This window comes from Nostoc sp. DedQUE02 (assembly GCF_034531035.1).
GTDB lineage: Bacteria > Cyanobacteriota > Cyanobacteriia > Cyanobacteriales > Nostocaceae > Nostoc.
In genome coordinates this window covers 81,985-98,864 of the sequence record NZ_JAVRBY020000011.1, presented here as the reverse complement: position 1 = coordinate 98,864, position 16,880 = coordinate 81,985, and the positions used below count along the sequence as shown (strand labels likewise).

Annotated in this window: 13 protein-coding genes and 1 pseudogene; 10 read left to right on the top strand and 4 right to left on the bottom strand. The window is 41.2% G+C overall.

Going from position 1 to position 16,880, the window contains the following annotated elements; translation table 11 throughout:
* The first annotated feature begins 454 nt into the window (after positions 1 to 454).
* Complete coding sequence (gene pbpC, locus RMX98_RS12375; RefSeq protein WP_322677594.1) at positions 455 to 2,743, top strand: penicillin-binding protein 1C; 2,289 nt, start codon at positions 455 to 457, stop codon at positions 2,741 to 2,743.
* Between the two features lie 274 nt (positions 2,744 to 3,017).
* Here the strand turns inward: pbpC and RMX98_RS12370 are convergent, their stop codons facing one another.
* The gene (locus tag RMX98_RS12370; protein ID WP_322677595.1) at positions 3,018 to 3,947 is read right to left on the bottom strand and encodes an NmrA family NAD(P)-binding protein; all 930 of its coding nucleotides are present in this window, start codon (positions 3,945 to 3,947) and stop codon (positions 3,018 to 3,020) included.
* A gap of 212 nt (positions 3,948 to 4,159) precedes the next feature.
* Between RMX98_RS12370 and RMX98_RS12365 the strand changes: the two genes are divergently transcribed.
* From RMX98_RS12365 to RMX98_RS12335, 7 genes are all read left to right on the top strand, one after another.
* On the top strand, positions 4,160 to 4,930 hold the full coding sequence (locus RMX98_RS12365; RefSeq protein WP_322677596.1) for a red chlorophyll catabolite reductase: 771 nt from the start codon (positions 4,160 to 4,162) through the stop codon (positions 4,928 to 4,930).
* Positions 4,931 to 4,974: 44 nt separating this feature from the next.
* Positions 4,975 to 6,009 carry a nitrilase-related carbon-nitrogen hydrolase gene (locus tag RMX98_RS12360; protein ID WP_322677597.1) on the top strand — a complete coding sequence of 345 codons (1,035 nt, stop codon included), beginning with the start codon at positions 4,975 to 4,977 and terminating at the stop codon, positions 6,007 to 6,009.
* A 97-nt stretch (positions 6,010 to 6,106) separates the two neighbouring features.
* Positions 6,107 to 7,525, top strand: a complete 1,419-nt coding sequence (locus tag RMX98_RS12355; RefSeq protein WP_322677598.1) for an aldehyde dehydrogenase family protein — start codon at positions 6,107 to 6,109, stop codon at positions 7,523 to 7,525.
* 316 nt (positions 7,526 to 7,841) lie between these two features.
* Positions 7,842 to 8,132 (top strand): hypothetical protein, encoded by a 291-nt coding sequence (locus RMX98_RS12350; RefSeq protein ID WP_322677599.1) that lies wholly within the window; start codon positions 7,842 to 7,844, stop codon positions 8,130 to 8,132.
* A gap of 437 nt (positions 8,133 to 8,569) precedes the next feature.
* A complete protein-coding gene (locus RMX98_RS12345; RefSeq protein ID WP_322677600.1) occupies positions 8,570 to 9,841 on the top strand; it encodes an ATP-grasp domain-containing protein in 1,272 nt (423 codons plus the stop codon).
* 302 nt (positions 9,842 to 10,143) lie between these two features.
* Positions 10,144 to 10,365 (top strand): hypothetical protein, encoded by a 222-nt coding sequence (locus RMX98_RS12340; RefSeq protein WP_322677601.1) that lies wholly within the window; start codon positions 10,144 to 10,146, stop codon positions 10,363 to 10,365.
* A 622-nt stretch (positions 10,366 to 10,987) separates the two neighbouring features.
* Positions 10,988 to 11,446, top strand: a complete 459-nt coding sequence (locus RMX98_RS12335) for a hypothetical protein (RefSeq protein WP_322677602.1) — start codon at positions 10,988 to 10,990, stop codon at positions 11,444 to 11,446.
* Positions 11,447 to 11,616: 170 nt separating this feature from the next.
* Here the strand turns inward: RMX98_RS12335 and RMX98_RS12330 are convergent, their stop codons facing one another.
* The 3 genes and pseudogenes from RMX98_RS12330 to RMX98_RS12320 all read right to left on the bottom strand — a co-directional run.
* Positions 11,617 to 12,957, bottom strand: a complete 1,341-nt coding sequence (locus tag RMX98_RS12330) for a cytochrome P450 (RefSeq protein WP_322677603.1) — start codon at positions 12,955 to 12,957, stop codon at positions 11,617 to 11,619.
* 183 nt (positions 12,958 to 13,140) lie between these two features.
* The gene (locus RMX98_RS12325) at positions 13,141 to 13,362 is read right to left on the bottom strand and encodes a hypothetical protein (protein WP_409881425.1); all 222 of its coding nucleotides are present in this window, start codon (positions 13,360 to 13,362) and stop codon (positions 13,141 to 13,143) included.
* A 221-nt stretch (positions 13,363 to 13,583) separates the two neighbouring features.
* Positions 13,584 to 13,786 (bottom strand): annotated as a pseudogene (locus tag RMX98_RS12320) (SAM-dependent methyltransferase); the annotation flags it as partial.
* Positions 13,787 to 13,828: 42 nt separating this feature from the next.
* Here RMX98_RS12320 and RMX98_RS12315 point away from each other — a divergent pair.
* Entirely contained in the window at positions 13,829 to 14,650 is an 822-nt protein-coding gene (locus RMX98_RS12315) for a class I SAM-dependent methyltransferase (RefSeq protein ID WP_322677606.1), read from the top strand.
* A gap of 581 nt (positions 14,651 to 15,231) precedes the next feature.
* Complete coding sequence (locus RMX98_RS12310) at positions 15,232 to 16,851, top strand: serine/threonine protein kinase (RefSeq protein WP_322677607.1); 1,620 nt, start codon at positions 15,232 to 15,234, stop codon at positions 16,849 to 16,851.
* Positions 16,852 to 16,880: the final 29 nt, after the last annotated feature.

Sequence of the window (16,880 nt, the reverse complement as noted above, 5' to 3'; positions counted from 1 at the left end):
AGAAGAAGAAATTGTATTGTTCTCTTGCGATTTGAGGAATGTGCAATTTTTTTTAATGAACCGCTAACAATGCTAAAGACACGATTGATAATTTTATAGTTGAAACTGAGTAAAGCTCTGATAATCATATTTTAATAATTCAAAATTAAAAATTTACAAATTATAGCTAACAAAAGTTCGCACTACCTCATTGATTGAGCAATGCCAAGGCTAAATAAATCGCTAATATGACTAGTTATTTATACCCAAAGTATGGATTTAAATATGTTTATCTACATTGATAACTAACTCCGTGTGATTGTTCCCCAAAATAACTACAATTCTTAACTATAAAGAAGTATTGAAATTTTGCAAACATGAATTTATATCTGCTAAGTTAGTAACAATGAATTCATAGATATAAATAAGTCGGTGGAAAAATTAAGGTAAGTTTTCTTAGACAGGGGATTCCCTGATGAAACTAATTTCACGATCGCTACTCAAACTTAAGCGCACTAGTCAAGTTATCCTAGCTGTGCTGCTAATCTGTCTGGTTGTACGTCTACTACCTTATTTTGCGCCAATTCGTGCCGCAGACATTGCCCAAAATCAGTTGGCAATGCAATTTAGCGATCGCAATGGTTTACCATTAGGAACACTACTCACCCGTGATCAAGAGCATACATCAGTAGTACCACTAAATCAGGTTTCACCTCAGTTTATCCATGCTATTTTAGCCGCCGAAGATGGCAGCTTTTACCATCACGGGGCGTTGGATATGAAAGCTATTATCCGCGCCAGCAAAGAAGCCATCCACGCCAAAAGAATTGTTTCCGGCGCTTCCACAATTACCATGCAATTGGCACGGATGTTAGATCCAGTACCCCGCAGCTTCTCTGGTAAACTGAGTGAGATTTGGCTATCTTGGCGGTTAGCAGCAGGGATGAATAAAGATGAAATTCTCTCTGCATATATTAATCGGTTGCCAATGGGAGGGAATATATATGGTGTGGAAGCAGCCGCGCAGACTTATTTTTCCATCCCAGCTAGTGAATTGAATCTTGCCCAAGCTAGTTTGTTGGCTGCTATTCCTAATAATCCCACATACTTTAACCCTTATGAACATTGGGAACGGCTGAAGCAGCGACAAAAATACGTCCTTAATCGGATGGTACAGGAAAAGTATATTAATGAGGCGATCGCCACCCGAACACACACCGAAAAAGTTGTGTTTCAATCTCGCCAGCGAGGAATTATCGCCGCACCACACTTTTTATTTTGGTTAGCCAATCAGTTTGATAAAACGCAAACAGAACAAAATTCCCCCATCCGCACGACTATAAATCGCCCTTTGCAGCAGTTTGTCGAAGCACAGCTACAACAGGTAATTTCTTCCCTCGCCGCTAATAATGTCCATGATGCAGCCGCGTTGGTGATTGATAACCACACTGGTGAAGTATTGGCTTATGTCGGTTCGCCTGATTACTTTAATGAAGCAAAACTGGGACGCAATGATGGAGTGCAAGCGCTACGTCAACCAGGATCTACCCTTAAGCCTTTTGTCTATGAACTAGCTTTAGAAAAAGGTTTAATTCGTCCAAATACCATTTTGGCAGATGTACCCGCCCGTTACGCAATTCCCGGTGCAAAACTTTATAGCCCTACAGATTACACTGAAAGGTTTCTTGGCCCAGTGCGGGTACGAATCGCTTTAGCAAATTCCCTAAATGTCCCCGCAGTGCGAGTCTTAGAAAAAGTAGGTGTGGAAACTTTCTTAGAACGACTGCATCAATTGGGATTTGAAAACCTCAATCAAACTCCAGAACATTATGGTTTGGGTTTGACTCTAGGTAGTGGCGAAGTTAGCCTCTGGGAATTAGCTCATGCCTACCTGACCATAGCACGACTTGGAGATGCTACCCCAATAGTCAGCACATTTTCTAATTCCCCAATCCCTAAGGACTCCCCACTCCCCAATCGCACAATATGGCAATTAATCACCAACATACTCAGTGACAACCATGCTCGTGCAACAGCATTTGGTGTAGACTCTGTATTACATTTACCCTTTCCCTCTGCTGTTAAAACTGGCACTTCTTCCAATTTTCGTGATACTTGGACTGTTGGCTTCACCACAGATTACACTGTTGCGACTTGGGTAGGCAATTTTAACGGTGAACCGATGCGACAGGTTTCAGGTGTGACTGGGGCTGCACCTTTATGGAATCGAATTATGTTACACCTGCACGAACATCAAGAACCAGCAGATTTTCCATCTCCAGAAGGTTTAGTGCAATTACCTATTTGTGCCATTTCGGGGTTACGACCAACACCAGATTGTACCTCAGTGGTGCGGGAATATTTCTATCCAGAAGATAAAAGTAATTACGAAGGTGAAAATCAATTTAATTTGCCACCAGAATATGATGAATGGTTGGCAAAACAGCAGCAATCAAATTTTACTTCTAGCAATTTGAGAATTTTATCTCCGCATCAGGGCGATTTATTTTTACTCTATCCAGGTGAAGAAACGAAGCAGAAATTAGAATTCAAGTTAGCAGGAAATAAATCTGCGCCAGTGGAGTGGTGGCTAAATGGTGAAAAGTTAGATACCAACTCAGCTAATTCTTTATTTTGGAATTTGCGTCCTGGAAAATGGACTTTGGAAGCCAGAAGTGGAGAAATGAATGATAAGGTAAGCTTTCAGGTGGAGTTAGCTAATATTAAACCCATACGTCGAGGATTTTCTATTAGTAATTTTTAGAAAGATAGGGTAAACGCCCAAATTTGTTGGCATCATTTGGACATGCTATACGAATCCAGTTTGATTACTGAAATACTTGCGTAAGTAAGCAAAAGGCAATAGGATTTCAGAAGATTAAGGTATACCGATTTTTTTTCAAAAATCAAATATGAGTCCTATATTTTGAAAACATTGAATATAGCTCAAAAAAGCTTCTTTGTTGTTGCCTACCGACGCAAATAATTATGGCTACGCTCCCGTGAGGGATACAGAAATTAAATCGGATTGCGATAAATCACAGACTTTCGTAGGTGAGTTCCGCATTTGCCCAGTTGGTTTCTGCCAGAAATTCCCTAAATGTGGTCAGAAGTCCAGGAAACTCCTCTTCTCGTAAACGCCAGACATCGGCTTGATAACCTTGTTTGCGATACCACTGAATCAAATCGAATAGTTCTTTTTGCAGCAATAGTAAGAAAATCCAGGCGGGTGTCTCTTTGTAGACAACTTTCATCCCCTGCGCTTGGGAAAATGCCTCTGTCATCTGAAGAGGAGTCAGCATATCGCCAGCTAGCTCAATTTCTTGACCAATATATTTGGTGGGATGTTTAATGACGTAGGCAGCAACGCGGCCCATGTCCTTGGTTGTAATTAGATGAAGGGGCTTGTTTGGCTGAATGGAAAATGGGAAACTACCTTTGAGGATGGAAGGTCGCGTGTACTTTTTCCAAAACTCTTCCATAAACAAGCAGGCTCGCAACATAGTAGTCGGTAAGCCAGCTTCTTTGAGAATTTTCTCTACTTGGTACTTTTGCTCTATGCGGGGGATTCCTGAATTTCTTTCCGCCCCACCTGCGGAATTGTAGACAAAATGCTTAATGTCAGCTTGCTTGCTAACTTGTGCAACTCGCCTTGCTCTTTCCACTTCTAGCGGATCAATTTTAGTGGAGTCCGCAGAAGTGGCGTGGCAGTAAACAGCCGAAATCCCTGCAAAGGCTGCTATGAGTGAGGTTTCATCGTCGAGGTTGGCTTTTACCAGTTCAACTCCGGCATCGTTGAGCTTCGCAAGAGTTGGACGACTAAGGTCAATTTCTCTAGTGATGACTCGCAGGTTGGTAACTCCCTGTTCGAGAAATCCCTTGACGACATTTCCACCTGTGCCGCCAGTAACTCCGATGAGTAAGACTTTATCGGTGTTTGACTCTGTGCGATCGCGGAAATTTGACATTCTCTCTTCTACCTGGAGTTCTTTTATTTAAATTAAGTTTATACAAAGACAATAGAAGTAAACAAGAAGTCAGAAGTCAGAAGTCAGAATCACGGTGCAAGATGTAAGTTAACCTAAGAAAAACTCTGAGAGAAGCTAGCTGCTTGTGTTTTGTTTTGTTTTGACATTATGCTTTGTTTGTATTCGTTATCTCAAAAGGGTACATACAAACAGTGCTTGAGCAGCAACCTAATGTAGACAGTACAACCTTATCTCAAGAGTTATGGGGTTTGACAAAGGAACTTCGTCAGAAAATCGAGGCTCGTTTTGAATTACATCCAGATCCTTCTGTGGAAAATTTACAGCAATACAGCAGTCTTGATGGCAATATCAAGGGTTCGCTCACCGCTTTTTCCGGGAAAGAAATTGACTGGCTAGTGCATTCGTGGCTAGGAAACCCTGAAAAATCAAACTTTAGCACTATGCGTCTCACAACTTGGTTGAAGTCGCATATTCAAGTTCCTCATTTGGCCTTTGAGTTTGGCACACTTCCAAATGGAAATATTTTATTTTATATAGATTACATTGCCCGAACTGAGCTTTTAACCGATTTGGCATATCTCGATCGCTACTATGAGCCAGTTAATCAAACATTCTTAAAGTTACAAGAAGATTCCCGCCTCAAGGTATTTACTAGCAAAAGTCTGTATCTTCGCTTATTTCAATCGCCTGTTAAATCTTGCTACACAGGTGCACCTACTTTTGATACCCTCGAACTAACTCGCACACTTGCACACGAAACACTCGATCGCTGGCTAACTTGGGTAGATGCGGCCCAAGCTGTACCAGAAGATGCACGCACCGCTTTAGCCGCTCGTGATTTGGCGCTGCGCCGTAACGCTGCTGAACGCGATCCAGGTAATAAATTTGTCGCACAGATACTTGGATCTGAGTTGGCAGATAAAATTATGCGATCGCTCTGGGGTGGCGATCGCATTCTATAAATTAGTCATTAGTCATTAGTCATTTGTCCTTAGTCCCATGCCCTATGTCCAGTAATCTAGAATCATTCCGCGCTTTGGCACTGCAAGTTACCTGTCATGCAGTCAACCAAACCAGCAATCGCCACGAAGCGCGATCGCTCATGCAAAACTCTATCAATCGCCTCGCTCAACAAATTGCTGCCAGCATTGCTTTCATCGGCTTCGATTGTCGTTTAATTGTACTGCCAGAATATTTCCTCACTGGTTTCCCGATGGGAGATACTCTCGCAGGATGGGCAGAAAAAGCTTGTATAGAAATGGCTGGTGCTGAGTATGAGGCGCTGGGTAAAATTGCCCAAAAGCATAAAATCTTTTTAGCTGGTAACGCCTACGAAGTTGATCCCAACTTTCCCGGATTGTACTTTCAAACTTGCTTTATTCTTGACCCCTCTGGCTCAATCGTCTTGCGATATCGGCGGCTAAATTCGTTGTTTGCTCCCACACCCCATGATGTCTGGGATAAATATCTCGACTGCTATGGTTTAGAGGGAGTTTTCCCCGTTGCCAAAACGGAGATTGGTAATTTGGCAGCTTTAGCGTCAGAAGAAATTTTGTATCCAGAAGTGGCGCGGTGTCTGGGGATGCGAGGAGCAGAGATTTTTGTTCATTCCACCTCGGAAGTATACAACAAAAACCTCACACCCAAAGATGCGGCAAAAATCACTCGCTCCGTGGAAAATATGGCTTATGTAGTTTCAGCCAATACCGCAGGCATCGCTAATATTGCCATCCCCATTGCTTCGGCTGATGGTGGTTCTAAAATCATTGACCATCGCGGCATCGTATTAGCAGAGACAGGTGCAGGCGAGAGCATGGCAGCATTTGCAGAGATTGATTTAGCAGCATTACGCCGCGATCGCCGCCGACCAGGGTTAAATAATTTACTTTCCCGCCAACGCTTTGAACTATACGCCGAAAGTTACCGTCAATCACACTTTTACCCCGCTAATACTATGCTGGAAACAGAAGTAGACCGCAAACACTTCTTGCAAACACAGCAAGCCACCATTGAACGCTTAACCCAATTGGGGATAATTTGAATTTGGGAATGGGACATAGGGCATTGTAATACAAAAAAATAATTCCTGCCCCCTGCCCCCTGCCCCCTGCCTCCTGCCTCCTGCCTCCTGCCTCCTAATGACAAAAACAATCGAAGTCCGCAATCCCCGAACTGGCAAATTTGACTACGTAATTATCCCGCCGCCTCCAAGGCTGGTGGTACAACAATGTAAGCGCACGCGTCGGGCACAAGTTCGCTGGCAGCAGTTGGGCTTAGAGGGGAGAATTGAAGCTTTACAGCAGTGGAAACAGGCGATATTATCTGGACGCGATCGCCTCACGGAAGCTTTGGTAAATGATACAGGAAGATTGTCAACCTCGGTATTAGAAATAGATTCTTTCCTCTCCAGCATCGATCGCTGGTGTAGGTTAGCACCGGAATTGCTGCAAGAATCTGCAAAAAATACAGCCATTCCCTTTATTGCCTTGCAACAAACATCCGTTCCTTATCCCCTAGTTGGAGTAATTAGCCCGTGGAATTTTCCGCTTTTACTGTCTACCATTGATACCATTCCGGCATTGCTGGCGGGTTGTGCTGTGATTGTTAAACCCAGTGAAATCGCTCCCCGCTTTGTAGCACCACTCAAAATAGCACTCAACGCTGTTCCCGAATTGCGCGATGTTTTAACTTTTGTGGAAGGAGCAGGCGAAACTGGATCTGTTTTGATTGAAAATGTAGATTTGGTATGCTTTACAGGCAGTGTAGCCACAGGCAGAAAAGTTGCACAGGCGGCTGCAAAACAGTTTATTCCAGCTTTTTTGGAATTAGGGGGAAAAGATCCTGCGATCGTTTTAGAATCAGCCAACTTAGAATTAGCAACCTCAGCAATATTGTGGGGTTCCGTCGTCAACACCGGACAGTCATGCCTCTCAATTGAGCGAATTTACGTTGCAGACTCGATATTTGAAAAGTTTTATCATCAACTAGTAGCGAAAGCACATCGCCTTCAACTAGCTTATCCCACAGTCGAAAGTGGAGAAATTGGCCCGATCATCGCCGAAAGACAAGCAGCCATTATTAGCGATCATCTCCTAGATGCAGTGGAAAAGGGAGCAGTAATTCATTGCGGCGGCATAATTGAGGATTTAGGTGGGGGTTGGTGGTGTCGTCCGACAGTGCTTACCCAGGTTAATCATTCTATGAAAGTGATGACCGAAGAGACTTTCGGCCCGATTATGCCAGTCATGCCTTTTTCCACGGTAGAGGAAGCAGTATCTTTAGCCAATGACTCAATTTATGGATTAAGTGCTGCTGTATTTGCCTCAGAAACAGAAGCCTTAGAAATTGCCCAACAGATTGATGTCGGTGCTATCAGTATCAACGATGCTGGACTCACCGCTATCATGCATGAAGGAGAGAAAAACGCCTTCAAATTCTCCGGTTTGGGAGGCTCACGCATGGGTGCGGCGGCGTTGAAAAGGTTCATGCGAAAAAAAGCTATTTTGATCAAAACTAACGATACTAATGACCCTTGGTGGTTTGGGAATGGGGAGTGACCAATGCCATTATCACTAGACCTCTTGCAAAAAGAACTTTTGCAAGAGGTGGGAAAAGGGAAAAGGTTAAAGGGAAAAGGGAAAATAACAAACCTTTCCCCCTTTCACCTTAACCTTTTCCCGACAAATGCCAAGAAGTCTAGTATAAAAATCCTTAATGTACGAATAAGTACATTTGGCGAAATAGTTAGCCAATGGTGATAGCGTCTGCGCCCAATTAGGATTTCCTTAATATACTTTCAGTATTTTAACTGTGGTCTTAGCTGTTAATACTTACTTAATATGTAACACAATATTTTTCATTATCTTGCCCATTGTGAAAATTCTTCTACAGACTTACTTAGAACAACAAATCTGGATACTAATACGAGATAAATGGTATTTCGCCACAATTATCGGAGTTTGGGATGATTTATTGTGGTTTAAACATACAACTTACAATAAAGATACAGAAGAGGATACTTTCTGGGAAATGGTTGTAAAAATCAGTGAGGTAATTGCTGTTGATAAAATTAAGTCTGTTATTAGCAGAAAACCAGATGTATTGATTTCACGGCTATTAGAAACTGAACAAGGTAAACCCGATCATCAAGATCATGAATATTAGACCTCTTGCATAAATCAAAAATAAAGAACCCCACCCCGCATTAGAGTAAAGCAAGCGCTACCCTCCCCAAAGCATTGGCTATCCATTACCCGGATCTTTCTTAACATTTGCGATAGTCTTGACTCAGGTTATTATAACCCTGATTCGTTCGTTGTTCATTCTCAATAAAAACGCAGTTTTAGCGAGAAGATTAAAAGCGAATTTGTCAAGTATGTCTAAATTTTTAGTGTCTAAGACGGTTATAGAACATGGGTTTTAAAATTGTAAAGAAAGATGTGGATAACGCATAGCCAAAGTATTGGGGAGGGGTTAGGGTGTTAGGGACTTTTGCAAGAGGTCTAATATCTACCCTACAAACTTAATTATCTCTATCTCTGGTATTTTTTTTAATCCGTCGAACTCACGTAGTATTAATCCAGAGATTTTTCAAAGATTAAATGAACTCAAAATATAACTTTAAATATTTTCAAGGAAGTTCTCTTTCCGATCTGTTTGCTGAAGATATCACAGATGCATCTTATGGGTTTATCCTAAATTACCCTGCAACTGCCAGTTGGGCTGCTTATCCCAACCGGAAAAAATATTTTATTCAAGATGGCAGTAGTGAAGCCAGCAAAACCTCCTTCGATAAGATTTGTCAGAAAGAACCTTGGAAAAATCTGGCTGTGTTAGGCGATCGCATTCCCGGAATTGTGATTATTCCGCCACCAAAGTCGTTGCTTAAATACTGGCAAGAGCATTTCGGCTTCAGCTACTCCAATATTGAAATGATGGATTGCTCGACTTATTTGGACGACCTCAGCCAGAGCGATCGCTTTGACAAACTTATCACTCTATTTCCTTTTGATCATCTAAAATCTGAAAAACACGCTGTTGATTCAAACACCCATTACCGCTTACTCAGCAAAGTCACTTTAGCGGAATTGGGGGTGCAATGTCCAAAATACAAGAGCTACAATCTGCACCAAGTCAATCTCGAAGACATTGAGCTACCACAATTCCCCTATTTAATCAAAACATCGCACGGACTCTCAGGAGAAGGCACTTACATCATCAAAAGTCCCAGCGATTTGAACTACTGCCTTGAAGAAATCAGAAAATATCTTGATATTAAGTTGCTCGATACGATTATTGTCTCAGAGTTCGTCAAGAATGAGGTGCAAAATTACTGCGTACAGTTCTATGTCAACAAGGCAGGAGAAATAACCCTCATCGGTACTACTAGCCAACTTGTGACTCCCGAAGGTAACTATTTAGGGGGACTGATTGACTATCGCCACACTGACATGAGCAAGTTCTTTGAGATGATTGCTGCCATTGGTCAGTATGCTCACAAACAGGGTTATTTTGGCGTGATTGGGTTCGATGTGCTGGAAGATCGAGACGGACAATTTTATGCGATCGATGCCAATTTCCGAGTCAATGGCTCAACTTCTCTGTGCTTGCAGCGTCATACCCTACTGGAACAGGGGAAAGAAGTAGCTAAATATTCCAGTGACTACCGGATCGAAGGAACGTTGGACTCGATTTTAGTGACTTTAAAATCAGAAATAGCTCGCAAAGACTTGATTATCTTGTCGGCTTTAGAGAAGGTGAAATACGGAAAAATCTATACCGAAATTTATGCGATCGCTACTGGAGAATCTATCGAACAGATGCAGCATATCGAGCAGCAATTAGAGAATAAGGGATTGCGATCGCACTCTTAAACAGTACTACTGTTAATATCGGAATCTTATTCAATTACGTGAAAAAACTCGTACAAGGAGAAAAGGCTGATTTCCTATTCTCTATCTATCGCGCTTTTCTTGCACTTCACGCACCACGCAAATAAGTTAAAACATTAAATTGAATTATTATTTTAAACCAAAATTTTAATCTACCAAAGGTAATATCTCAACTTAAATCGGGAATTATACCTCCTCATATACCTGACGATAGAAGACTTGAGAGCAAGGCTAAAGCTAGTTTTTATATATAATTAACAAACAGCTTGAAAAGTTAGCTAGAAATGAATATACAACTTCAACAGTTATTAATACAAGCAGTGGCAACATCTCTTGATGAGCCATTGATTGATTGGCAAGCAGAAAATCTTTTAAAGATATTAGTATTTGTTTTCATATTAGGTATAGCAATTGCAATAAATATTATTAGTAGCAAAGTGGAACATGCAATTATTTTTGCTTTAGTATGCACTATCATATCCGTAGCTTTTTTAACAATTAAATAACCATAACTGTCAATCCAACTATAGCAATCCTAAATGATTCGTAAAAATCTCATATTCCTCTCTCTGCGTTCTCTGCGCCTTTGCGGTTAATTTATTTTTACAAATGAATTTATAACTGCTATATAATAAATACTCCATTTTGGAAATGAGAGCCTTTCAGGTTATTGAGGATTATCTACTGGGAGTAAGATTTTCCTGCCAGTGATTCAGGAGAAATTTTTTGTTAGCTATGTTTTTAAATTTAGCTTACGCAAAGTAAAGGCGAAATCCGATAGTCGCTTCATTCGGATTATCAAAGGTGTGGTTATGCGACAGAAGTGGCGCAAGTATCCCTCTTTTGTCAGAGTGGGAGAATCCAATCGCCCAAACGGTTCTATATCCTATGCATATATGTGTTATTCTGACATAAAATTGACACAATAATGACATATATAAAAAGTGCATAATCAACTATAGTTTTAAATATTCTGCATAGTTTCTGTCTAATGCCTGTACTACTTATAAATCTAACTTTCCTTAATTAAGGATTAATCAAAGAAGTGCTATTACATGATTTTATTGTAATAAAGCTTCTCAAATAAGTTAGTACCTGTCTAAATAAAAAATTTAATGTGAGGTGAAAATGAAGCTTTTTAACTTTTATAAAATTAGCTTGGCTTCAGTATTGCTAGCTACACCTTTATGTATTTCCCCTCTGAAAATACTTGCAAAAACTCCAACTTCTCAAGATCCAGGAATCATTATTAATAGCGGTTCTACGAATACTTGCGAGTATAAAATTCAGGTATTCCCTTCAGGAAAGGCAGCTTACACTGTTTGCAACAAAAAAGGTACAGGTGAAATTAAAGTCAACACAGCGATTAAATTCCTCAATGACATTTTAGCTGCTAAACCACTATCAAAATTACCAGATACGGCATGTGTGAAATCTGCTTCGTTCGGTACCTCAACAGAAGTCAAGTATCGAGGGCAAAAATCTCCAGATATTAGCTGTCCAAGTAATGATTCTAGAGTTACAAATCTGTATCTTGACGCCGAAAGTATTCAAAAAGAATTGAACTTTTCAACTTCCAAACATTAATGGTTAAACCCAACCATTAACATTCTTTTTAGTTTAAAATTTACTTTCTACAAACTTGATGACCAGCTAGCAGTCAAATCTCGAAGTTCAGTTGTTAGCTGGTTTTACTTTAGGTAGAATCCTCCATATTGATAGAGAGTAATTTGCGTTTTTAATGAGTTAGAAGCGTCTTATACAATCTTCTTGAGTTGCACCTTCAGACCGTTTTCTGGGCGTAAGGTAATTGAAGGCTGTGGCACGATTGGATATCCTGGCACTAAATCCATTTGGAAGCGTTGAGCAATAGTTGCCAACAACAAAGCCGCTTCCATCTGAGCAAAACCTTTACCAATACAAATCCTTGGCCCATCACCAAATGGTATATATACTCCTTTAGGCAGTTGCTTTTCAAACTCCTGTGTCCACCTTTCTGGTTGAAAAGCTTCAGGATTTTCAAAATACTTTGGATGACGGTGCATTACCCATTGGCTAATCATGATTGCCATACCTTGGGGAATTTTGCAATCACCTATCTCGGTATCTACTGCTGCTTCTCGTCCCATGAGAGGTACTGGAGGATATAACCGCATTGATTCTTTGATAATTTGTTGTGTATAAACTAACTGTCCAAGGTCTTCGAGGGTTGGTAACTTTCCTTGCAGAACTTGATTTAGCTCTAATTCTAATTTTTCACGCACTTCGGGATTTTGTGCTAAAAGCAACCACGTCCAGGATAAAGAATTTGCAGTCGTTTCATGCCCTGCCAACATTAAAGTAGCGACTTCATCCCGCAGCAGTTTATCATCCATCTGCTGAAGAGTTTCTTCGTCTTTCGCTTCCATTAACATTGTTAACAAATCATTGGCTTTTTCCTTATTGTTGCGACGCTCTTGAATCAGTTTGTAGATAGCTTCATCCATTCGGGCAATAGCGTCACGATAACGGATGTTTTCAGGTCTTGGGAACCACTCCCACACAAGAAAATTCTGCCGCCGCTTACTTTCAAACCACTGCATTGCTACATCTAGGGCATTGGCAACAACTTTTGTTTCCCCTGCATCTACATCAGTGCTAAATATGCACTTCATAACTATTTGCAGCGTCAGGCGCATCATATCTGCATGAATGTCATGAGTTTCACCATCATGCCAAGTTTGAACCATTCGGTTGGTGTACTCTACCATTATTTGGCTATATCCATTAATCCGTTTTTGGTGAAATACTGGTTGGGAAAGACGACGTTGCCAAAACCAGGATTCTCCTTCTGCGGTTAATAACCCTTCTCCTAGTAAAGTTTTTAAGGCGCGTAAGCCTCGGCTTTTAATAAAATCGTTGCGATTTTTGAGAACTTCTTCTATATATTCAGGATTAGTTACTAAACAACTAAGTGTTAACCCTAGTTGTAAGGGAACAATATCACCATAGTCACGACAACGGCTGAGAAATCCTAATGGGTCTTGTCCAAGTTCAAAGAGATGGCCAACAATAGAGTTCACTGGTGGTGCTGGTAACTCGAATACATCGGTAGCCATAGGAAAAACCCTCTGCTTTTGTGTGTATTCAAGAACATTAATCCACGTTAATATTTAATTCTTCATCACACAGAGAGATTTTTTGCTTAAATACGCTAGTAAACTGAAAAGTTCTATGATTGCTTATTAGACCTCTTGCATAAATCAAAAATAGAAAAGAACCCCATCTCCCTCCCGAAGAGCCTACGGTGTACACACAAGTTTCTTAACCTGCAATGCCATTGCATCGGCTAACAATGGTATTACATCGATTAACAATGGCATTGCATCGACTAACAATGGCATTGCATCGACTAACAATGGCATTGCATCGACTAACAATTTAATTTCATTCTCTATCAATGGAATTGCATCGAGTATAAATGGCATTTCATTAACCTTCAATGACATTGCATCGGCTAACAATGCTATTTCTCTGTTCCGATACTTTGTATGAGAAAGAGTCAAGCCTGATCAAGCTAGGTTTTTAGGACTTGTGTGTACACCGTAGCCCGAAGAGCGGGGAGGAATTGGAGGTGGGGTGTTAGCGACAAATGCCAAGAGGTCTATTGTTATAGAGTTTATGTAAAGTCAAAGTTTAGAACACTCTAGTTTTGGATTTTTGGGACAAAGGTACGGAAGAACCTTATTTTACTTGGCTGTTCCTCTTGTTCTCGGCTTGGTCTTTCTAGCTAGCACCTGTGTATCCCATCACTTTGGCTATTTCTCGCCCCATGTAGTATTTACCAATACTATCTAAATTATGAAGCGATCGTTGTTCGTAAACAGTATTTAATGGAACTGCGGCTTGTGCTGTGTAAGTTGGATTTAGTACCGAGCAACTTAATATCACAAAAAAAATTATTATAAAGTGTAAAAGATTTGAAATTTAATGATGACTGATATAGATAAATACAAGCAGTTACTAAGAGAATTCTATGGTAGTAGAACTACTTATGATCATGAAGAAGGTACTCGCCATCCTCTAGAAGCCAAGCTTTTACTTGAATTTGTTCCGCTTCAGCAGGGGCAGAAAATTCTTGATGTGGCGACTGGAACAGGTTTCATTGCAATTCCCGCAGCTCAAAAGGTTGGCTCAGAAGGTCATGTGATTGGGGTTGACATGACTCCTGGAATGTTACATCAAGCAAAACTTAAGATTGCAGCCGCCAAATTACAAAATATCGAGTTGATTGAGACAGATGCAGAATATATCAACTTTAGTGATAGTAGTTTTGATGCTGTCTTTTGCTGTGAGGCGCTTGTACTTTTTCCTGATATCCCTGCTATTTTGCAAAAGTGGTATCACTTCTTAAAACCAGGAGGATATATTGCATTTACCTCTCCTCCCGAAACTGCTTTGTTGGCATCTCTTCATCGAAGTATTTGCACTAGGGTTTTAGGTATATCGCTACCGTATGTTCTCGAACCACTTGGCACACCAGAAAGATGTCAGAATTTGCTTCATCAAGCAGGTTTTAGAGATGTTGAAATTCAGACTGTACCTTCAGGGCGTTATCGCCATCTCAAAGATAAGAAATTATCTTGGATAGCAATCAATATAAATTTTAAAGCTCATCCTCTGTTGTCAAAATTATCACAATCACAATTAGAACAGTGGCAAGCTGAGTACAGTGCAGAAATCGAAAAACTCACAACTGATCAAGGTGTTTGGGAAGATACTACAAAGTTCCTTGTTCGCGCTCGAAAATAAGTGATTCTTCAGTACTTGTTATGCTAAATTGTTAGTTATGAACTTTAAGAACTCAAAATAATTACATTAATGCTTGAATACAACCTTTGATTTGATTGACGTATAAAGCATATTTGTTGTTAATTTTAAGTACCAGGACTTACGCAAGTGTCACAAGCGACGGTGTGGCGTAACCGCCCGCCCGCGCCAAACAACTAGACAATAAACATGGCAACATTCGGGCGTTTTAGTTGCTGAACTAAATAATTGAACAATAATCCATGTTTAATTTGATAAATTGTTTGGTAGCTTTGATAAGCTAAATGTTTGAGTCGTGTGCCAGTTGCGTAAGTCCTGTTCAGATATCTGCTCCCCCTCCTCCCCCTTTAGGCTTGCCACTTTCCCGCGCTATCATCTGAGAAAGATAAAACTGTTGTGCTCATGGGGAGGTCTTTCTCACTTTAGGAATTCCAACAACTAAATCATCCCGTAATATTATGGACAGGCAAGAACCCTGCCCAATAAAAATATGGGAAAATTTTTGGGAAATCTCTCAAGACTCAGGACTCGCTACTTATCTGCTCACTCAGGACTCAGGATTTATGTTAGCAGGCACAATTTTGCAGGATGGAAAATATACCCTAATTCAAGAAATAGGGCGGGGTGGCTTTGGCATTACTTTTAAAGCTACACATCACTACTTGGGTCAGGAGGTGGTGATGAAAACCATCAATGAACGGCTGCGACAACATCCTGATTTTGCCAAATTCGAGCGCCAATTCCAAGATGAAGCCAGACGGTTAGCTACGTGTATCCACCCAAATATAGTCCGAGTTAGTGACTTTTTTGTGGAAGGTGGACTGCCTTACATGGTGATGGAATACATTCCTGGCGAAACCTTGGGAGACGCATTTGTATTACCAGGAATAACTTTGCCTGAAGCTACAGCAATTCATTACATCCGGCAAATTGGGGCAGCGTTGCAGGTGGTACATAATAACGGTTTGTTACACCGCGATGTTAAACCAGATAATATTATTCTTCGTCAAGGAACGCAGGAAGTAATACTAATTGATTTTGGCATTGCCAGAGAATTTAATGGCGGTGTCAGGCAGACTCATACAGGTTTGGTTTCTGAGGGTTATTCTCCCATTGAGCAGTACTTGACGCAAGCGCCACGCACACCCGCTACGGATGTTTATGGTTTAGCAGCAACCTTGTATGCATTGTTGACAGGCCAAGTTCCCATACCAGCATTACTGCGCGATCGCGAACAAATGCCTTCCCCCCGCGAATTGCAACCACATTTGAGCGCTGCTGTCAACCAGGCGGTAATGCGCGGTATGGCGGTGGAGTCTCGTTTTCGGCCAGCGACAGTTGCTGAGTGGCTACAATTGCTCCCCGGAAATGGGGTGAATGGAACACCGCAAGTTTTACCCACTTACGCAGTACCAACTGTTAATTTATCTGCCCAGCAGGCAGCAACTGTAATTGGGAAAACTGCCCAAAATTCTATTCATAGACGATCTACGTTGGCGCAGCCCAACCCAGGTATCGCTAAAGAAACTGTACTGGCTAAAAAGCTGGGGTCATCTCAGGTATTTATTGGTATAGGTGTAGCCCTAGTTGCTGCTACAGCAGGTTTTGGAATCACGAGCTTATTACCCAAATCTCAGCAGCAGCCAACCACAAAGCCGCTTTTTGAAAAGTCAACTCCAGAACCAAGCGCGAAAGCACCTAACTTTGATAGTAAATCTTCACCTCCGGGTGAAGAGACTAACACCACCTCAAGAACCGAATCAGCACCAGCCTCTAATTCTAAGCCGCGTCGGCGGAATCGTCGTTCTTCTCCAGAAGAATCTTCCAGCCCCAACCCTACAGGAGAATCACAACGCAACAATTCTGCACCTTCACCTAGCGTTTCACCCACACCCTCGTTAGTGGAGAAACTACGGGCAATCCGCTCATCTCGAAAAGCTTCCCCCGCACCATTGCCATTCCCACAAAATAACTTACCCGCTTCTAGTCAAAATCCTGCCTCCCCTCAACCCGTAAACCCATCAAAACCTTTACTTATACCATCAGCAGCACCAACAGAATCCAAACAATCAGATCCTTCTGCTGTGGTAGTACCAACATTGGAAAAGCAAAATTCACCGACTAATAGTGAATCCCAGAATATTCAGAAGTTCGAGGAAAAACCACAAGATGACAATAATTAATCAATTTTGGATTCTGGTAAAGCAGCGTG